Origin of the sequence: Oceanobacillus sp. E9 (genome assembly GCF_001741975.1) — a bacterium.
Classification (GTDB): domain Bacteria; phylum Bacillota; class Bacilli; order Bacillales; family Amphibacillaceae; genus Oceanobacillus; species Oceanobacillus kimchii.
In genome coordinates, this window is the sequence record NZ_LSNA01000001.1 from 531,442 (window position 1) to 548,783 (window position 17,342).

Genomic DNA, 17,342 nt, shown 5'->3' on the forward strand with positions numbered 1-17,342 from the left:
ACCTTCTGAATTGTTAACTTTCAGAAGGTTTCTGGCGTTTTTGTTCAATTAGCTCTTGTATTTCTTGTTGAATAGAGGGAGGAAATTCAAGGAAGTCTGCAATAGTGTACATCTTCTTTTCATTTAAGTGAGGGTGAGAACTCACTACTTCAAGAAGGCATTCTTCAAACAACAATTGCTCTTCTACCTGAAGTCTATACATAGCGCTTACAGTTCTTATGTCATTCATGTAATGTTCCTGAAATTCTAACTTTGATTTTAGGCTGCTCAAGTCATCAAAGAGAGAAAAGTCGTTCTTAACGAAACTCATTAATTCATTCAAGTTTTTTTCGCTTGAAGCATAGTAGTCATCGCTCAGTTGGTCGCTTAACCACTTTTCAAATAGACCTATATCATGTTCTGTCATCTTTAGTTTCTCTGCATCCGCCACAATTTTCACTAACTTATCTAATGCCTTACCATCTGATTCATTATTTAATGGTTTTTTATCTTTAATTTTCTTCCTTAACAAAGACAAGGCATCTTCATTTTCATTAGTTTCTAACATATTCTTTATCAACTCAACGTAAGCCTCTAACTCCTCTATCGGGGCTTCAAACTTTTCAGATGAATGACCTAACATTGTTCGAACATCCTTTATATGGTTACTTACCAATTTTCTTTTTGATTCGTAAATATTTGAATCCTTAATGTCAGAGATGCCGTAAACTTCTTTCGTCAGGTCTGTAATATTAAAGGTTTTTTTTGACATGTTAAAATTCATACCTTTCATTATTCATTTCCAAAAAAAATCGGAAGCAAGTTTCCGATTTTTCACCCTTCATTTTAAACTATTATCACTTAGAATAATATCTCCTTCTAAGTAATCCACGTACCACCAGTCTTCAAATTCCATTTTTCGTTGATAAATATTTTCGCTTTCAAGACAAATCTTTATTTCGATTTCTTCCCCTTTATCTTTCGCTGTAAAATAGACAAAAGACCAGTCTGCCATATCAAAGGTCACGTGCTGATAGGAACGTTCTTCTAATTCATTAACATACGCTGTATATCATTTCTCATTATCCTTTTCTCGGAGTAAGACCTCTTCATAAATCCTCTTTCCGTCTTTTAGACAAACTAGAAAGAGTGGACTATTGGTTTCTACTTCTGTAGCAATGCCAATAATCCACTCTGATTCTTCATTGTATATATACGTTTGAAATGAAACTGGATTCGGTAAAATCGGCTTCACATCTATTGAGATTAGTTCCTCGTCCAGTTCCTCGTGATATAGAAGTACCGATTCCTCTCCTACTTCATCTGATTCAACTGCTACACCGAACTTCTCTTCCATAAAAATTTTCAACTGCTCAATACTAAACATGGCTCGTACCTTTCATACATAAAATTTTTAGCATACCTTCTCACTATCCTCATACCCTACTAATTCCCACTGGTGTTTCAGAGCAGGATAGAGAGGATGAAAACCTTTCCGGCCAAATTTTGCTTCTAGTTGAAGAATGTTTGCTTTCTTGTCTAGCAAAGCGCCAGAATCATATTTAACCGTTCAACGGCTTTCTTGTTCTTCTCTACTCCTTTGCCAAACGCAATGATGACATCATCTACTCTAGCGATAGCTTCTTGAATACATTTCAAATTTTCAACACTAGACTCTTTCGTTTCAACACCATCCATCGATGGGAATAAATTCACAATTTCTGCAACACCGTATTCCAATTTTGAAAGGTTATTAATGACGTACATTGTTGTTTGGTCTTGCACATTTTCATCTGCTTGACCTGCGCTTTTCATGATGACAAGTGCTTTTTGTTGTTCTCACTATTTTTTTACTCCTTTCAGATATAACCTTCTTGTTTTAATGAAGTATAGGCCCCATCTCCTATGATGATATGGTCTAATAATTCGATTCCTAATATCTTACCCGCTTCAACAAGTCTCTTAGTTACTTCAACATCTTCTTTTGATTGTGCGGCTACACCAGAGGGATGATTATGGAAACACATTATTGAACTTGCATTTCCAGCTATTGCAGCTTTAAAGATTTCCCTTGGGTGGACTAGAGCGCTGTTTAGAGTCCCTATACTTGAAATGTTAATATTGGTTGGCTGATTCTTTGTATCTAAAGCCACTACGATAAAATGCTCCCGGTCTTTATCTTCTAGGAATTCTTTCATTAACTCATAACCATCTTGTGGTGAGCGGATACTTCTTTTTTGATAAAGAATACTAGATTCTTTTACTAACTTTAATGACACGATGTTCACTCTTTTTGCCCTATTCATAAATCCACCTCTTAAGTTTTTATAAAAAAGAGGGTGATTCATTGTCATTTTTCAACGACTTTGAGTCACCCTCTTTTTTAATTACACATATATGATATATATTTATTTGATTACTTTATTACGGTTCATTCACGAACCGTATTCTTCTAATGTAAATTAAACAAAAATCTCTATTGTTCTTGGAAGAGTAAGATAACTAGTTAAAGTTTCACCAATCACCCACGGTTTTGGCACTACCTTCATAGTAAGACCAGTATAAAAATTCATTCTTATAATATATAAAAGAATGAATTCGTTTTCCGTTAATAACTGGCTTAATTGACCGTTTTCATTGTATATACCAATGACTTTTTCTTTATACGTTAGATTAATAGAATCATCAACAATAATAAACTTTAATTCTACACTTTTTTCCTTATTACCTTTACTAAATGCAACCTTTTCAATATCTTGTAACATCTCCGTCGTTAATAGATTTGAGATACCGTTCGGCATTATTAACTTCTCTTTAAAGTCCATAATCTCCATCCTCCTAATTGTTTTCACGAACATTTGTTCTTGTTTTTATTATAGCAAATGTACATTCAAAATATAAATCTTTATAAGTTAAATTTTCACATCAAAAAACGAGACATTATTATGTCTCGTTTCCAATGCTATTTTAAGATATTGATTTTTTCTACTGTTTCCTTCATTCGTTGAGTTAACTCAATCATGTTCGATTTGAATTTTTGGATTTCTTTATATGCAGCAACTATTTCTAATTGCTTATCCCAGTCAGGTAAACCATTCTCATTAGCTGGGAACTCTATTGTAATATCCCTTACTTTACCCACATGAGCTTCGTTTGCTCTACTAAAACGACCCAGTCGTACTAAGTTCTCTTTCAAAAACAATTCAAGATACTCAATATTTACTTGTGAAGGACTAATTATTTCGATAAGACCTCTATTTTCAGTTCCATAAAACGGCTCATCATGTACCCTTACATCTTTCGCTGCATCCCCTTTTATATTCCAGCTGATAATCTGTTTTTTTGACGATTTATCTCTTTCCTCATTTTCTAGCATAATAGGAGGATATTCATCTGAATACATAAAATCAACAGGTCCACTAATCTGAGAGGAATACAAAGGATATTTCCCTTTATTTAATTTTGCATAGCGAATTGTTGGCTTGAATGCCGGAGCACCAACAATAAAGTAATCTGCATCCGACAAACGAATAGATACATTCTGTTCATAGTTAAACATGTTGGTATAATTTTTATTCATTTCTGCAATCTCATTCTCTAGTTCAATCTGAAAGGTCCCAAAAATACCTACAGATTCATTAACTGATATTGAATCGTCCTCTTCATTATCAAATACATCGAATAATTCAGACCACTTATTTGCATCATTAAATTCAGTCCTAGAAACGAATGCACATTTTGGGTCAGCACTCTCACCAGCTAGCCTCTGTTCCCAAGCTGCTTCCATTGTTATCAAATCGTCCTTTTCAATAGGAGCTCTAAATTGGTCTAACGATATACCAATATCTTCAACATTATATAACATGACTTTTGAGTATTTGTTTACATCCGTCTTTTTTTGGAAGATTAACATGTACGTTTTCCAATTGTTGTTCTCAAACATCCCTTTTGGAAAAGCAACAATTCCTAACATATCTGTTTTATTTTTAAGCAAGTCCCTAGTCTTAGAGTTAACATTCTTTAATATACCTTCTGGTACAATGACAAAAGCCATACCTGGGTCCATATTTTGAACTTGCTCAACAATATATTTAATAAAACGGCTTTCAATGCCCAATCCACTAGATGAATAGAAAGTGTTTAAATTTCCCAATTGTTCTAAGCTCTTATCAATCTCCGATACTCCACTACTAAAAAAGGGGACATTTGCGAAGACATAATCGGCAGGATGGTTAACAACGAATTCATTCTCATTTTGAGCTGTTCTTGTCACTTCTGCGAGCGTACCTGTTCCATTTCTATCAGTGTACAAAAAGGTGCGATTAATTATTCGATTAATTTCAGCTATATGATTCATTGTAGGATTTTCTGCAATTACGTCCAACAAGTGTAATACCATGTTTGCTTTCGCTAGTGTAATCATTTCCCTTGATTTATCTATTCCTAGCGCATTGTAATTCCTATAGTTAAAATTAAAAGGATAGTTTAACCCTTCTAAAACAAATCCTCCTACTCCACAAGCTAGGTCTATAATCCTTGATGCCTCTGATGGATTTGCCATTCTCCAAATAGTCTGTACTACATTTCTTGGAGTAATATGTTGACCATTTTTTATTTTACCCTCTCTGTTTGAAGACCCGAGAAAGGTTTCTAGAACTCTTCTTTTAAAGTCAGGGTCTAATTTTTTGTGAGCAATATTTCCTAATGTCTCCAGGTCGTTTAATACAGATTTAAAAGTTGTTTCCTGACCAGTAAATGCAAAACCTTGTGGGTCAATAATTCCAGGTTCTTCAGGCATACACGGAAAAATTCTATTACTGATATGTGTACGAATAGAATTTGTATATGTCCATAATGAATCCTCGACGTCTTCCTGGGCTAATGTTGAAATTCTATAATCTCTTGGAAGTAAACCTGCATCGGAAATACCTTTATATACTAGTAGTTCAACAAAAGTAGCTAAACATTTGTGAGCTTGTTCTCCAGTACAGACAAATATTTTTTGCCAGAGGCTTTTTATGATTCTACTTTTGTTTTTTATAGGATTGTAGTAATCCTCTTGTGGGTTAATTTCAAAATCATTGTTTGCTGGTTCATTATTTTTCAGTGCTTGTGAGGCAAATAATTTGAGGTTTTCAATTACTGGTTGATTTTCCCCTGTTATCACACGAGGTCCAAAGCACGTAACTTGAAATCCTTTATTTAATGTATTGATTTCAATTAACATATCTCCTTTTAATCTATAAAGGACCTTAATTCTGCTACCAGCTCGAGCAATAAAAAACTTTGTTTCTGGAAGAGCATTCAAATAATTATCTTTAATTTGATTTACAGCTTCTTCTAATTGAGCATCGTCAACCTTGTCTTCAATGGCAATAATAACTTTCTTTGCTTCGAGACCTTGCGCGATGAGTTGGTCTGGTTTCTTCTTACTGTTCGTGCAGTTAAAGCCTTCTTTCTTCAAATCTTGAAAAGATATATCATTACATTTGTATAGCTTAATATTCCAAGTTTGGTCTAATAACAAAGATGGTAGACCTTGAGATAAACTTTCTGACATAATAAACCTCCGATGCGCACAAACTCGTGCACTTGTTTTATTCATTGATTTTATTGTAACAGATATTAATTATAAGTCAAGCGCACAAACTCGTGCGTAAAACGAAAAGAGAGTAGTCTTTTTTGACTACTCTAAAAAACCTCATCTACTTATGGTACGGTTCACCCCGATTAATCCGAAAACTACGATAAACCTGTTCCAGCAACACCAGTCGCATCAACTGATGAGGGAATGTCATCTTGGAAAACGACAATGCCAAGTCACTTCTTTTTTGCACGTTCAGACTAATCCCGAGTGATCCACCAATCACAAATACGACTTTGCTTTTCCCATAAGTGGCAAGCTCGTCCAGCTTCTTAGCTAGTTGTTCAGATCCCAGCATTCTCCCTTGAATCTCCAATGTAATCACAAACGCATCCGATGCGATATGAGATAGAATTCGTTCTCCTTCTTTACGTTTGACTTCTTCCATTTCTGCTTCGCTCATGGTTTCTGGTGCTTTTTCATCTGCTACTTCGATTATCGACACTTTTGCATATGCATTTAAGCGTTTTTTATATTCATCAATACCTTGTTTTAAGTACTTTTCCTTTAATTTCCCAACCGATACAATCGTTATATTCATCCATATCTTCCTTTTCGACTCATGTTTCCTTTAGTTTACCATATGACAATCAAATAATAATTCTATTCACCTTTTAAGATAATACTATGATTCCCTACCTAGGAAAAAAATTTGTATTTGCATTTAATCGAATAGTTAATTACAATGTAATTGATCAATAAATAACTAAAAGTGGGTGTCTGATATGGTTAGGTCAAGCAAAGAAAATCGGAAGGAAGAAATCCTTGAAGCAGGATTAGAAGTATTCGCAAAAAGAGGTTATCATAACACAACTACCGCACATGTTGCAGAAAAAGCGGGCATATCCCAACCATATGTATTTAGATTTTTTAAAACAAAGGAAGAATTATTTATTGCGGCTTTAGATCGAGCTTTTGAAAGGATTCTTCTGGCTTTTAAAAATGTCGATTCGAGTCCAGAACAGCTCGTTGATAAAATGATTGAAGCATATGAAGAACTTTCTGAATTGCACCCTAATGAAATCGCACTTCAGGTGATAGGAATTTCGGTAACAGAAGAAGCTATACAAAATGCAACAAAAAAAGGATTATCCAACATTCAAAACTACACTTTAGAACGATTTAAAGACGCTGGAATAGAGAATGTTGAGAGTGAAGTTACGACGTTCTTAGCAAGAGGAATATTATGCAATATTTCTTATTTCTTAGACCTCCCAGAACTTATAGCAAAAAGTAAATAATCGAGTCTAGATTATTTATTTTTTACAACTTTATTTATTGATTAATCACTAACAAAAATTGAGGAGCTGAAAATATGAAATTAAACAAAATCGACTTTGTTTTTACTGGAATAATTGTCGTTTGTATCATTAGTTGGTGGGATTAATGTTTATTTTCAACATTTAAAAAGGAGGTAATACAGATGATGAAGAATAATAAAGAAAATTCTATTTCCTCTTTATCCATTGGATTAAGTATAGTAACTATTATCATTGTATTGTTCACTTTTTGGGATTAAACAACAAATTGCATACTTACAATGTGATTATTTAGCGGAATTGCATAATAAAGAGTTTAAATTAATTCTAATTATTTTTTTGTATTCTTTGTTATTGATTAATCACTAACAAAAGGAGTGTTGTAAATGAAAACAGCGATTGTACTAGGAGCAACTGGTGGTTCAGGTCAAGTTATAGTTTCAGAATTATTGAACAGAGGGGTAGAAGTTATTGCTTTTGGACGTTCTCAAAGTAAACTGAAAGCATTAATAGAGGAACATGATAATAACCCAAAATTAACTTATACACTGGGAGATATATTTGATTATCAAACAATTATACAGGCTGCAAAAGATGTGGATGTTATTTTCCAATGTGCAAATGTTAAATATCAAGAGATGAAAACCAAACTCTTGCCGCTTGGGGAAAGTGTAATGAAAGCAGCAGATGCTTTAGGGAAAAATATTGTTATTGTAGATGGTATTTATGTGTATGGACATCAAGTTGCTAAAGGGGATGAAAGTCATCCACATCAACCCCATACGAAAAAAGGCAAACTTAGAGTCGAATTCGAACAATTAATATTCAACAGCAAATGGAAAAACGCCAAAGCATTAATTGTTAGGTTGCCTGATTATTATGGCCCTACATCACAAAATTCTTACCTGCAACCGACACTGGAAGGAATTGCAGCCAATAAGACATCGATTTTTATAGGCAATTTGAAAACTCCTCGTGAATACGTCTATTTGCCCGATGCGGCTAGAATGATTGTAAATATAGCTGAAAAGGACGATTCTTACGGAGAGAACTGGAACATACCTGGGGCAGGATTGATCTCCGGGAAAGAGATAATTAAAATTTCTCGTCAAATAACTGGCAATCAAAAAATAGTTATCCCTCTAACTAAAAGTACAATTCGTTTTATTGGTTTATTTGATGAATTTATGAGAGAAATAGTTGAGATAATGTACCTTACTAAAGAAGGATTTATCCTAAGTGGAGAAAAATATGAAAAACGAATCGGTACCATTCCAAAAACGCCTTTTAAAGAAGGTCTTAAAGAAACATTACGTGTATTAATGGCCAAAGAAAAATAGATAACATCTGCGTTTTAGGCAATGAAACGAATGAAGCTTGGCGGTCTTATGAAGAAAGACACAACAAAAGCAATCTTTCATGTTGTGTCTTTCTTCGATTTTGTAATTACTTAGCTAGAAAAGTTCCCGAGCAACTATTCTTATTCACTACTAATGAGGTTCAGACAAAAACTCCCAACTTATAAATAGAAAATTAACCTTAGAAACTCATTACCGTTCTTCCAGCTGATCGGTTATCAGCATATGTCCCGGAGCATGGGCAATCATGATTGGCGGCTTAACATTCAATCCAACATTCTGCGGGGTCACACCACATGCCCAAAACACCGGAGTCCTTTCCTCTTCATCAAAAGAAATACTTTCTCCATAATCTGGATTGTCTATATCTATGATACCAATTTCTTCAGGATTACCAATATGAACCGGAGTCCCATGAGAAGTCTCAAACTTTTCCGTAATCTTAACTGCTTTATCGATCTCCTCTGTTTTCAACGCCCGCATACTCACGACGATATTCCCTTCAAATCGCCCAGCTTTTTCACAAGGTATGTTGGTCTTGTACATCGGCACCACCCGATCCTGTTCTTGGTGAAGAAGTCGAATGCCATTCTCAAGCAACGCCTTTTCAAACGTAAAGCTGCAACCGATAAGAAACGTGACAAAATCCTCTTGCCATACCTCATTTATATCCGTAACTTCTTTATCCAATTGACCGTTACGATAGATTCGGTATTTAGGCAAATCTGTACGAACGTCCGCATCAGCTATCTTCGGGGTTGTCACACCTTCTTCAAGCACATCAACAATCGGGCATGACTGCCGATTACGCTGACAGAACAATAAAAATTCAAACGCGTATTCTTTCGGCAAAATAATCATGTTGGCTTGTAAAAAATTATCACACATACCAGACGTGGTGCCTGTGTACTGATTAGAACGAAATGACTCTCGCTGTTGCTTTGGATGCAATGTAATCTCCTCCTATGTATGCGAACTTTTTTTACTCTAACATATCTATCTATTTATTTGTTAAATGAGCCAACTGTCTAGTACTGAACAAATAATCTGCCAGAAATAGCAATTAAAAAACAGCACTACCAGACCTTAGGCAATACTGCTTTTTATTGTTGAATGTTATGTTTCTATAAATTATTTAATTCTTCTTCTACTTGCTTATCCGTTTCATTATCTCTCGGTCTTTCGATTTCTAGATGTTCTTTCATCCTTAATTCAATATTACTCAAATTTTGCTCATCTAACATCCAATAATATACCCCATTAGACATATTATCACTCCCGCTCAGGTTAAGCGTGTTAATCTTCAAATCGTCTCCTTTTGCAACATAGGAAAACAAGCTCTTCATTTCTGAAAATGACATATTTGTAGCCATATTCTCACCAACTGATTTAATTACTTTATCTATATTAAATAGAGAGTCTACCGATAGAGTTTTATCTGCAATAGACTTAATTACTTCTTGTTGTCTTTTACCACGCTCGATATCGTTATCTTGTTTTCTTGTACGAGCGAATGCTAACGCTTCTTCGCCATTGAGTGTTTGCTCTCCTGGCATTAAATGAATGGCATCCTTTTTATCATTAGAGTCTGATTCCGTGAATTCATAAGGTACATCGACTTCAATTCCACCAAGAGATTCCACGACGTCAACAAAAGAATCAAAATTAAGCTTTACATAGTAATCTACCGGAATATCAAGCATATTTTCTACCGTGTCAATTGTTCCCATAGTACCGCCAAAGGCGTGAGCGTGTGCAATTTTATCATTTTTCCCTTCGCTAGGTATGTACACATAAGAATCACGTGGTATGCTAAGTAAATCAACACTTTTATCTTTTTTATTTAGTGATGCAAATAATAACGAATCGGTTCTTGATCTATCTTCATTGCCTCTTTTTATTCCAGTATCAACACCCATAATTAATACGGTTATGTTATCCATGTTAATTTCAACTTCCGAATCTCGTAGGTTAGATTTATCTCTTCCATTATCTTCATAAGAATCCTTCATTACATTCTTTGTGGTACCGTAGACATACCCTGCATATGATAACCCTCCAACGATAAATAGTAGCATCGGAATCAACACAATGGATATCATCTTTTTCGTTTTCTTTGGATTTTTTTCAACCCTAGTTCTATACTCTCTCCTTTTCATTACAGAAACTCCTTCTTGAGAAAAACTAATGTAAAAGTACTAGAATATTAATTTTACTACTGTTTATTTAACATTCAAGTTATGTATAGATTACAAAATTAAATAAATACGGAATTGTTGTGGCAATTATGTACATACCATTACAGTATGATTCCTTTTTAACTATATATGTCATCCTAATTCTACTTTATTCCTTATGCTCACAAATCAAACTGGTTACACTTCTCATTTTAGGGAATTGATACTGTAGATTGAGTTACTTCATAAAAGCACTTCTGTCATTAATACCTTTTAAAGAAAGGATGGATAGCCTGTATGAGTGTTCAACTTTATGAATATTGGAGTATCGATGGATATCTATGATGATACGAAAAAGCCCAAAAAGCCATTTCCATATTATCTAACTGTTATTATTATAGCTTTTATTGGAATTGCTGGACTGATCCAATTATTTTACAGCGGTAAACTTTCAGACGCTATTATTGTAGGTAGTGTAATATTTATATGTTTTCTCGTTCCCTTTACTTATGCCTATTACCTACGAAAAAACGTTCAGAACAGCTTGATAAATAAATGCTGGACTTCTACAGCATTTTTTTCAGGTTGAATAGATTTCATATTTGCAGAATATATATTTCTAATCAGTTTGTAGGAAATACTTGGATTGATTGAATTGGCAGAGACGGCGCCTCCTGCTCAAAACAACAGAATTTGAAAAAGAAGAAAAATCGAAGAATTATTAGTAAATAGAACCCTTCTTTTAACCAAAACACAAGCGAAACATAAGATTTTTAGTGAATAGAACCCGTCTGTAAACCAAATTACAAGCAAAACACTTAAATTTTCGTAAATAGAGCACTGATTATTCCTATAGAGCTTAAACTCCTCAGTGGCTGCTAGCTGTTAAAATAGTCTATCTGTAATGGAAATCAAATATCTCAAAACTCGAATTGATGAAATTGATCCGACTCAGACACTATAACATTTATTGGAATCAGATCAATCGACTCATTTCCACCTCCTTCACCACATTTCATGATAAAATAAAAAAAACAGCAATGTGAGGATGTGTATAATGGCCAAACATAATATCTATACCATGAGTTTTGCAAGTGTTTATCCCCATTATGTAAAGAAGGCGGAGAGAAAAGATCGCACGAAAACAGAAGTCGATGAGATTATCCGTTGGTTGACTGGATATAGCCAGGAGCAGTTAGAGGCACAACTAGAAAAACAGACAGACTTTGAGACGTTCTTTGCCGAAGCTCCAGAGATGAACGATTCACGAGCTTTGATTAAAGGTGTCATCTGCGGTGTGCGAGTGGAAAACATCGAAGAACCAACAATGCAGGAAATTCGCTATTTGGACAAACTAATCGATGAATTAGCAAAAGGCAAAGCGATGGAGAAAATTTTACGAAAACCAGCATAAAGTGAACCTTCTTATGTGGGTTGGATAAAAACCAAACATAATAGTGGGGTAAAAGTATTACGCAAAGATAAGACCGTATAAACAGGTTTTGAAAACCCGCCTCAAGAAATATACTCCACTTATCCAAGGGCGGTGAGCCCCACATTTCGGGATCTCACCTTTGCCTTGCTCCATTCGTCTGAGACCAAATGTCCAAGCACCGTTTTAACGCCAATATCTAGATTAACGAATTTGACCTACCCTCATTCTATTTATAAAGATTCACTGTTTCTTCCAAAAATTTCACATAGCTAGTAATAAAGTTTCTTGGCTTTATAATTTTAATTTTATTACCAAATCCAGCTAAAAATTGATAGGCATATGAATTTTGAGGTAATTCAATTGTTGCAAGGTAACTTTCTGTAGTCTGTTTTGTAATGGCATTTTTCCCATACCTCTCTATAAACTGATCTCTTACAGAAACATCTATCAAAAGCTGTACACTCACTAGCTGTTGTTTTTCGTAGTGTTGTATGGTCTTCTTAACTTCCTCATCTGACCCTGACCTTGGAACAAAAAATCCATTTCTTTGTATATCTAATATCCGCGTCAATTTAAATGTTCGATAATCTTTCCTTTCTAAACTATAACCAACCAGATACCAATGCATCTCACTCAAATGTATTTTATATGGTTCGATTACTCTATTCGATTTATTTCCTTTTTGGTCCACATACGCAAACGTTAATAACCAATGATTTTCAATTGCTTGCCTAATAAAATCTATATCTTCCTTGATTTGACTCCTTCCTGGCCATTCATAGAACGTTAAATCAAGTTTCGGAGAGAATTCTCTGATGGTCATTCCTTTAATTTTTTGAATCGTTGTTTGAATGTCTTGATTCGTAATCAGTTGCTCAAAACCACCTAATGCGACGAGTATATTTTCAATATCATTGTTATTCAATAGTCGTTTGTCGAATTTATACTCTTCCATTAACGCATATCCTCCATCAGCACCATATACTGCATAGATAGGAATACTTGCATACCCTAATGTTTCCATATCACGTTGAATTGTTCGCTTGGTCACATTGAAAAGATTGCTAAATTGGGATGCAGAAACTACATCTTTTTGTAGCAAGATCATAACTATTGAGATAAGTCGCTCAATTTTTTTCATATACTCCTCCGATATACGACATACATATGTCACCTATATCTCATTATACTTCAAATGTAAGAAAAAAGGAGGAGTAATAAGATGAACACAATAGCTTATCTACAATTTGATGGGAAGACAGAAGAAGCATTAATGTTTTATGAAAAAGCATTACAAGCAACAAGCGTGAAAAAGGTAAAGTTTGGTGCTCTTGGTCAAGATCCAAGTGCTCCATTAACAGAAGAAGAGCAAGATATGATAATGGAGTCTCGTATTGAGTTTTTAGGAAATGTTTTAATGATGTCTGATGTTTTACCTTCTATGCAAGCAATAACTGGCAAAACATCAATAGGTAATAATCTCTTAATTAGTATCATTGATGCTGATCCGGAAATAAGTAAACAAATTTTTGAAGCCCTCTCCGTTGACGGTAAAATAATCATGCCGTTATCTTCTACACCATGGTCAGCAAATTTTGGAATGGTTGTTGATAAATTTGATGTCGTGTGGAAATTTAATAGTGAGGCAAGCAAGTTTCTCGATAGTTTCATCAATTAAGTCTGTATAAATAGAATAGAAAAGTAAAAAAACAGACCTGCCCCCTAAGCAGGTCTGTTTCCTAAGTAAAATTATCTGCTACCTTTAATATACGGTACACCATTTGCTCGTGGTGCATCCGCTCTTCCAATAAATCCAGCTAGTGCTAATATCGTTAATACATATGGCGCGATGAGAAGCAGTACTTGCGGGACATTTTCTAAGAAAGGTACACCGGAACTTACCACGGTCAAGCTTTGCGCCAATCCAAAGAATAGCGCTGCCCCCATTGCACCAAGTGGATGCCATTTACCAAAGATAACAGCCGCTAATGCCATGAATCCTTGTCCAACAATTGTTGAGCTTGAGAAGTTCGATGCAATCGTTAGTGCGAATACCGAACCACCTAATCCACCCAACACACCAGAAAGAATTACCGCAATATAACGCATTCGCTCTACTTTTATTCCATTTGTATCGGCCGCCATTGGGTGTTCTCCGACTGCGCGAAGGCGTAGTCCAAACGGTGTCTTATATAAGACATACCATGCGACGAACGCAAGAATAATTGCCAAATAAGACGTTACATATACACCTTGGAAAAAGATTGGTCCGATGACCGGAATCTTTTCAAGTAGTGGAATATCGGTTGTGTAAAATGGTTGGCTTACCATATCGGTTTGTCCTTTATCATACCAAACCTTCGTCAAGTACACTCCTACACCTAGTGCAAGCATGTTAATGGCTACTCCACTAACTACCTGATTCGCGTGAAACGTAACAGATGCTACCGCATGAATGATAGAGAATAATCCACCGATTAACATTGCAACAACAATTGATACCCATGGGGTCGACGTTCCAAATACATCGGCAAACGTAAGGTTAAATACGATCCCGACGAATGCCCCCATAACCATTAAACCTTCTAATCCAATGTTCACGACACCGGATCGCTCACTGAATACGCCACCTAACGCTGTTAAAATAAGAGGTGCTGAATAAAATAGAACCGTTGGAACAATGGACTGTAAAATATCTAGCATCTATTTTTCCTCCTTTTTAAAGCGAAGTGCTACCCAGCGAATAATATAACTTGATGCTACAAAGAAAATAATTAATGCAATAATAATATCTACCAATTCTGTCGGTACCCCTGCAGCTGTCGGCATTTCTCCAGCGCCTTCTTTTAAAGCTCCGAATAGAATTGCCGCTAATACAACCCCTATCGCATTATTGGACCCAAGTAGTGCCACTGCTATTCCATCAAAACCGAGATTGGTAAATCCGGACATTACAGAAATCGTACCGTAAGTTCCGAGTCCTTCCATTGCTCCTGCAAGACCTGCAAATGCTCCACCAATTACCATGGATAGAATGATATTTTTACTTACATTCATCCCAGCATAATTCGATGCATGAAGGTTGTGACCAACAGACTTCAATTCATAACCATAAGTTGTTCGCTCAATGATAAACCACATGATGAATGCAGCAAGTAGCGCAATGAGAATTCCATAGTGCACCCGAGAGTAAAATGTAATGCTCTGTAACCATTCGGATGCTAAAGAAGCCGTTCCTGCAATAGATTCTGTAGTTGTATTTTGATCGGTTAATACACTTCGTATAATTTCATTTGTGATAAACAATGCAATATAGTTCATCATAATTGTGATGATAACTTCATGTACACCTAGTTTTGCTTTTAGCAAACCAGGCAAGAATCCCCACAAACTACCCGCTAACATTCCAGCAATGATCGCAAGTGGTAGATGGACAATCATCGGTGCATCGATTGCTAGCCCAACCCAGACAGCAGCTAACCAACCAACAATTACTTGTCCCTCCGCACCAATATTGAATAGCCCTGTTTTAAATGCAAAAGCAACTGCAAGGCCCGTTAATATTAATGGTGTTGTTCTACGAATGGTTTCGCCAATCGTATAGGCATCACCAAATGCACCATTCCATAATGCGGCATATCCTTGAATCGGATCATGGCCAGATAACAGCATGATGACAGCTCCTGCCAGTAGACCGACAATAACCGAGATAACCGGTACTAATAATCCAAATAATTTATTATTCGATGTCATTCGCTTGTCTCACCCGCCTTGTCCACTTTGCTACCTGCCATTAACAGACCAAGCTCTTGTTCATTCGTTTCTTCTGGTTTTACATCCGCAACAATCTTGCCATCAAACATCACGGCAATACGATCACTGACATTCATAATTTCATCTAATTCAAAGGAAACGAGAAGAATCGCTCGCCCTTTATCACGTTCTTCAATCAATTTCTTATGGATAAACTCAATCGCACCAACATCCAGCCCTCTCGTCGGTTGTGCAGCAATTAATAATGCTGGTGAACGATCGACTTCACGTCCGATAATCGCTTTTTGCTGGTTTCCACCAGATAATGCTCGTGCTTTTGTATAGACACTCGGCGTACGCACATCATAGTCCTCAATAATGCATTTCGCCTTTTCAAATATCGCTTTATAATTCAGTACTTTCGCTTTCGAGAACGGTTTTTGATAGTACGTTTGCAAGACAATATTTTCACCAATCGAATAATCCAATACAAGTCCATATTTATGGCGATCCTGCGGAATATGTCCGATACCACTTTCCGTGATTTTTCTTGGTGAAAGATTTGCAATCGCTTTATTATGTAATTGAATTGAACCTGATTTTGTTTTTCGCAGACCAGTAATCGCCTCAATTAATTCTGATTGTCCATTGCCGTCTACACCGGCAATTCCAACAATTTCTCCAGCACGAATCGTTAAATCAAGACCTTTTACCAAATCTACTTTTCTCGCATCTCTTACAAAGAGATTGTTGATTTCTAGAACATTTTCTTTCGGTTCGGAAGGAGTTTTTTCAGTTTTAAAACTCACTTCACGTCCAACCATTAACGATGCTAATTCAGTTGTGTTGGTATCCGCCACAGTAACGGTTCCAATCCCTTTCCCTTTACGAATTACAGTACAACGGTCACATACTTCCATAATTTCTTTCAATTTATGTGTAATTAGAATAATCGATTTTCCTTCTTTAATTAGAGCACGCATAATCACCATCAATTCACTGATTTCCTGTGGTGTTAATACTGCCGTTGGCTCATCAAAAATCAACACTTCCGCACCACGATAAAGTGTTTTCAAGATTTCCACACGTTGTTGCATCCCAACAGAAATATCGCTAATTTTCGCATCTGGATCAACTCGAAGCCCATATTGGTCGGATAACGCTTGTATTTCCTGTCTTGCCTTCGATAAATCAATCTTGCCAAACTTATTGGTTGGTTCACTTCCGAGCACAATATTCTGTGTAACAGTAAATGGTTCGACTAACATAAAATGCTGATGCACCATACCAATCCCTAGATTATTCGCAATATTGGGATTTGTTATGTTGACTTTCTTTCCATTTACATGAATTTCTCCCTTTTCGGGTTGATACAATCCAAATAAGACATTCATTAATGTCGATTTACCCGCTCCATTCTCACCTAACAGAGCATGAATTTCCCCTTTTTTCAGTTGCACAGTGATATTGTCATTAGCAACAATACCTGGAAATTCCTTTCTGATATTCAACATTTCAATTGCATAATCCACTCGTTTTCACTCCTATAATAAAACGTTTGATTCACAACCTTGAACAGCAAGGAATATAGACAAATTAGTTATAAGAAAAAGGCTTTTACATACTAATAACATAGAGCACATAGAAACGTAGTGACTGGACGGCATCAACATCATGATGAAAATAGTTACCTATGATGACTTTCACTCTATGGTAAAAGGGATACGAAGTCTCTGC

Annotated in this window: 19 protein-coding genes; 5 read left to right on the forward strand and 14 right to left on the reverse strand. The window is 35.7% G+C overall.

What is annotated here, in order from left to right; all coding sequences use genetic code 11:
* Positions 1-13: 13 nt before the first annotated feature.
* The 8 genes from AQ616_RS02475 to rlmH form a co-directional block, all read right to left on the reverse strand.
* Positions 14-772, reverse strand: coding sequence for a hypothetical protein (locus AQ616_RS02475; RefSeq protein ID WP_069684980.1), 759 nt, complete (start codon positions 770-772; stop codon positions 14-16).
* A 48-nt stretch (positions 773-820) separates the two neighbouring features.
* Positions 821-994, reverse strand: a complete 174-nt coding sequence (locus AQ616_RS19515; RefSeq protein ID WP_168156624.1) for a hypothetical protein — start codon at positions 992-994, stop codon at positions 821-823.
* A 57-nt stretch (positions 995-1,051) separates the two neighbouring features.
* Positions 1,052-1,336 (reverse strand): hypothetical protein, encoded by a 285-nt coding sequence (locus AQ616_RS02480; protein WP_240490458.1) that lies wholly within the window; start codon positions 1,334-1,336, stop codon positions 1,052-1,054.
* Between the two features lie 182 nt (positions 1,337-1,518).
* Entirely contained in the window at positions 1,519-1,794 is a 276-nt protein-coding gene (locus AQ616_RS02485; protein ID WP_240490459.1) for a DUF1643 domain-containing protein, read from the reverse strand.
* Positions 1,795-1,838: 44 nt separating this feature from the next.
* On the reverse strand, positions 1,839-2,285 hold the full coding sequence (gene radC, locus AQ616_RS02490; RefSeq protein ID WP_069684982.1) for a RadC family protein: 447 nt from the start codon (positions 2,283-2,285) through the stop codon (positions 1,839-1,841).
* A gap of 156 nt (positions 2,286-2,441) precedes the next feature.
* Positions 2,442-2,804 (reverse strand): hypothetical protein, encoded by a 363-nt coding sequence (locus tag AQ616_RS02495; protein ID WP_069684983.1) that lies wholly within the window; start codon positions 2,802-2,804, stop codon positions 2,442-2,444.
* Between the two features lie 137 nt (positions 2,805-2,941).
* Complete coding sequence (locus AQ616_RS02500) at positions 2,942-5,539, reverse strand: N-6 DNA methylase (RefSeq protein WP_069684984.1); 2,598 nt, start codon at positions 5,537-5,539, stop codon at positions 2,942-2,944.
* A 145-nt stretch (positions 5,540-5,684) separates the two neighbouring features.
* Positions 5,685-6,164, reverse strand: a complete 480-nt coding sequence (gene rlmH, locus AQ616_RS02505; RefSeq protein WP_069684985.1) for a 23S rRNA (pseudouridine(1915)-N(3))-methyltransferase RlmH — start codon at positions 6,162-6,164, stop codon at positions 5,685-5,687.
* A gap of 184 nt (positions 6,165-6,348) precedes the next feature.
* Here rlmH and AQ616_RS02510 point away from each other — a divergent pair, with 184 nt between their 5' ends.
* The gene (locus tag AQ616_RS02510; RefSeq protein ID WP_069684986.1) at positions 6,349-6,864 is read left to right on the forward strand and encodes a TetR/AcrR family transcriptional regulator; all 516 of its coding nucleotides are present in this window, start codon (positions 6,349-6,351) and stop codon (positions 6,862-6,864) included.
* A gap of 404 nt (positions 6,865-7,268) precedes the next feature.
* Complete coding sequence (locus AQ616_RS02515; RefSeq protein ID WP_069684987.1) at positions 7,269-8,222, forward strand: SDR family oxidoreductase; 954 nt, start codon at positions 7,269-7,271, stop codon at positions 8,220-8,222.
* 210 nt (positions 8,223-8,432) lie between these two features.
* On the opposite strand, the gene AQ616_RS02520 is transcribed toward AQ616_RS02515, so the two are convergent.
* Together AQ616_RS02520 and AQ616_RS02525 are read right to left on the reverse strand one after the other, a co-directional pair.
* Positions 8,433-9,191, reverse strand: coding sequence for a putative hydro-lyase (locus AQ616_RS02520; RefSeq protein WP_084822420.1), 759 nt, complete (start codon positions 9,189-9,191; stop codon positions 8,433-8,435).
* Between the two features lie 173 nt (positions 9,192-9,364).
* Positions 9,365-10,399 carry an LCP family protein gene (locus AQ616_RS02525; RefSeq protein ID WP_069684989.1) on the reverse strand — a complete coding sequence of 345 codons (1,035 nt, stop codon included), beginning with the start codon at positions 10,397-10,399 and terminating at the stop codon, positions 9,365-9,367.
* A 331-nt stretch (positions 10,400-10,730) separates the two neighbouring features.
* Here AQ616_RS02525 and AQ616_RS02530 point away from each other — a divergent pair, with 331 nt between their 5' ends.
* Together AQ616_RS02530 and AQ616_RS02535 are read left to right on the forward strand one after the other, a co-directional pair.
* Positions 10,731-11,006, forward strand: a complete 276-nt coding sequence (locus AQ616_RS02530) for a hypothetical protein (RefSeq protein ID WP_139136311.1) — start codon at positions 10,731-10,733, stop codon at positions 11,004-11,006.
* A 468-nt stretch (positions 11,007-11,474) separates the two neighbouring features.
* Positions 11,475-11,831: a DUF2200 domain-containing protein gene (locus AQ616_RS02535; protein WP_069684991.1), complete on the forward strand. Its 357-nt coding sequence runs from the start codon at positions 11,475-11,477 to the stop codon at positions 11,829-11,831.
* Between the two features lie 247 nt (positions 11,832-12,078).
* Here AQ616_RS02535 and AQ616_RS02540 read toward each other — a convergent pair whose 3' ends face one another.
* Entirely contained in the window at positions 12,079-12,993 is a 915-nt protein-coding gene (locus AQ616_RS02540) for a helix-turn-helix transcriptional regulator (RefSeq protein ID WP_069684992.1), read from the reverse strand.
* Positions 12,994-13,074: 81 nt separating this feature from the next.
* Here AQ616_RS02540 and AQ616_RS02545 point away from each other — a divergent pair, with 81 nt between their 5' ends.
* Positions 13,075-13,530, forward strand: coding sequence for a VOC family protein (locus AQ616_RS02545; RefSeq protein ID WP_069684993.1), 456 nt, complete (start codon positions 13,075-13,077; stop codon positions 13,528-13,530).
* A gap of 71 nt (positions 13,531-13,601) precedes the next feature.
* On the opposite strand, the gene AQ616_RS02550 is transcribed toward AQ616_RS02545, so the two are convergent.
* From AQ616_RS02550 to AQ616_RS02560, 3 genes are read right to left on the reverse strand one after another with little or no spacing between them, the layout of a single operon-like run.
* On the reverse strand, positions 13,602-14,555 hold the full coding sequence (locus AQ616_RS02550) for an ABC transporter permease (protein ID WP_017798650.1): 954 nt from the start codon (positions 14,553-14,555) through the stop codon (positions 13,602-13,604).
* Positions 14,556-15,605 carry an ABC transporter permease gene (locus AQ616_RS02555; protein ID WP_017798651.1) on the reverse strand — a complete coding sequence of 350 codons (1,050 nt, stop codon included), beginning with the start codon at positions 15,603-15,605 and terminating at the stop codon, positions 14,556-14,558. It lies immediately after the preceding gene.
* On the reverse strand, positions 15,602-17,137 hold the full coding sequence (locus AQ616_RS02560; RefSeq protein ID WP_017798652.1) for an ABC transporter ATP-binding protein: 1,536 nt from the start codon (positions 17,135-17,137) through the stop codon (positions 15,602-15,604). The genes AQ616_RS02555 and AQ616_RS02560 overlap by 4 nt, the downstream gene beginning before the upstream one ends.
* Between the last annotated feature and the right edge of the window lie 205 nt (positions 17,138-17,342).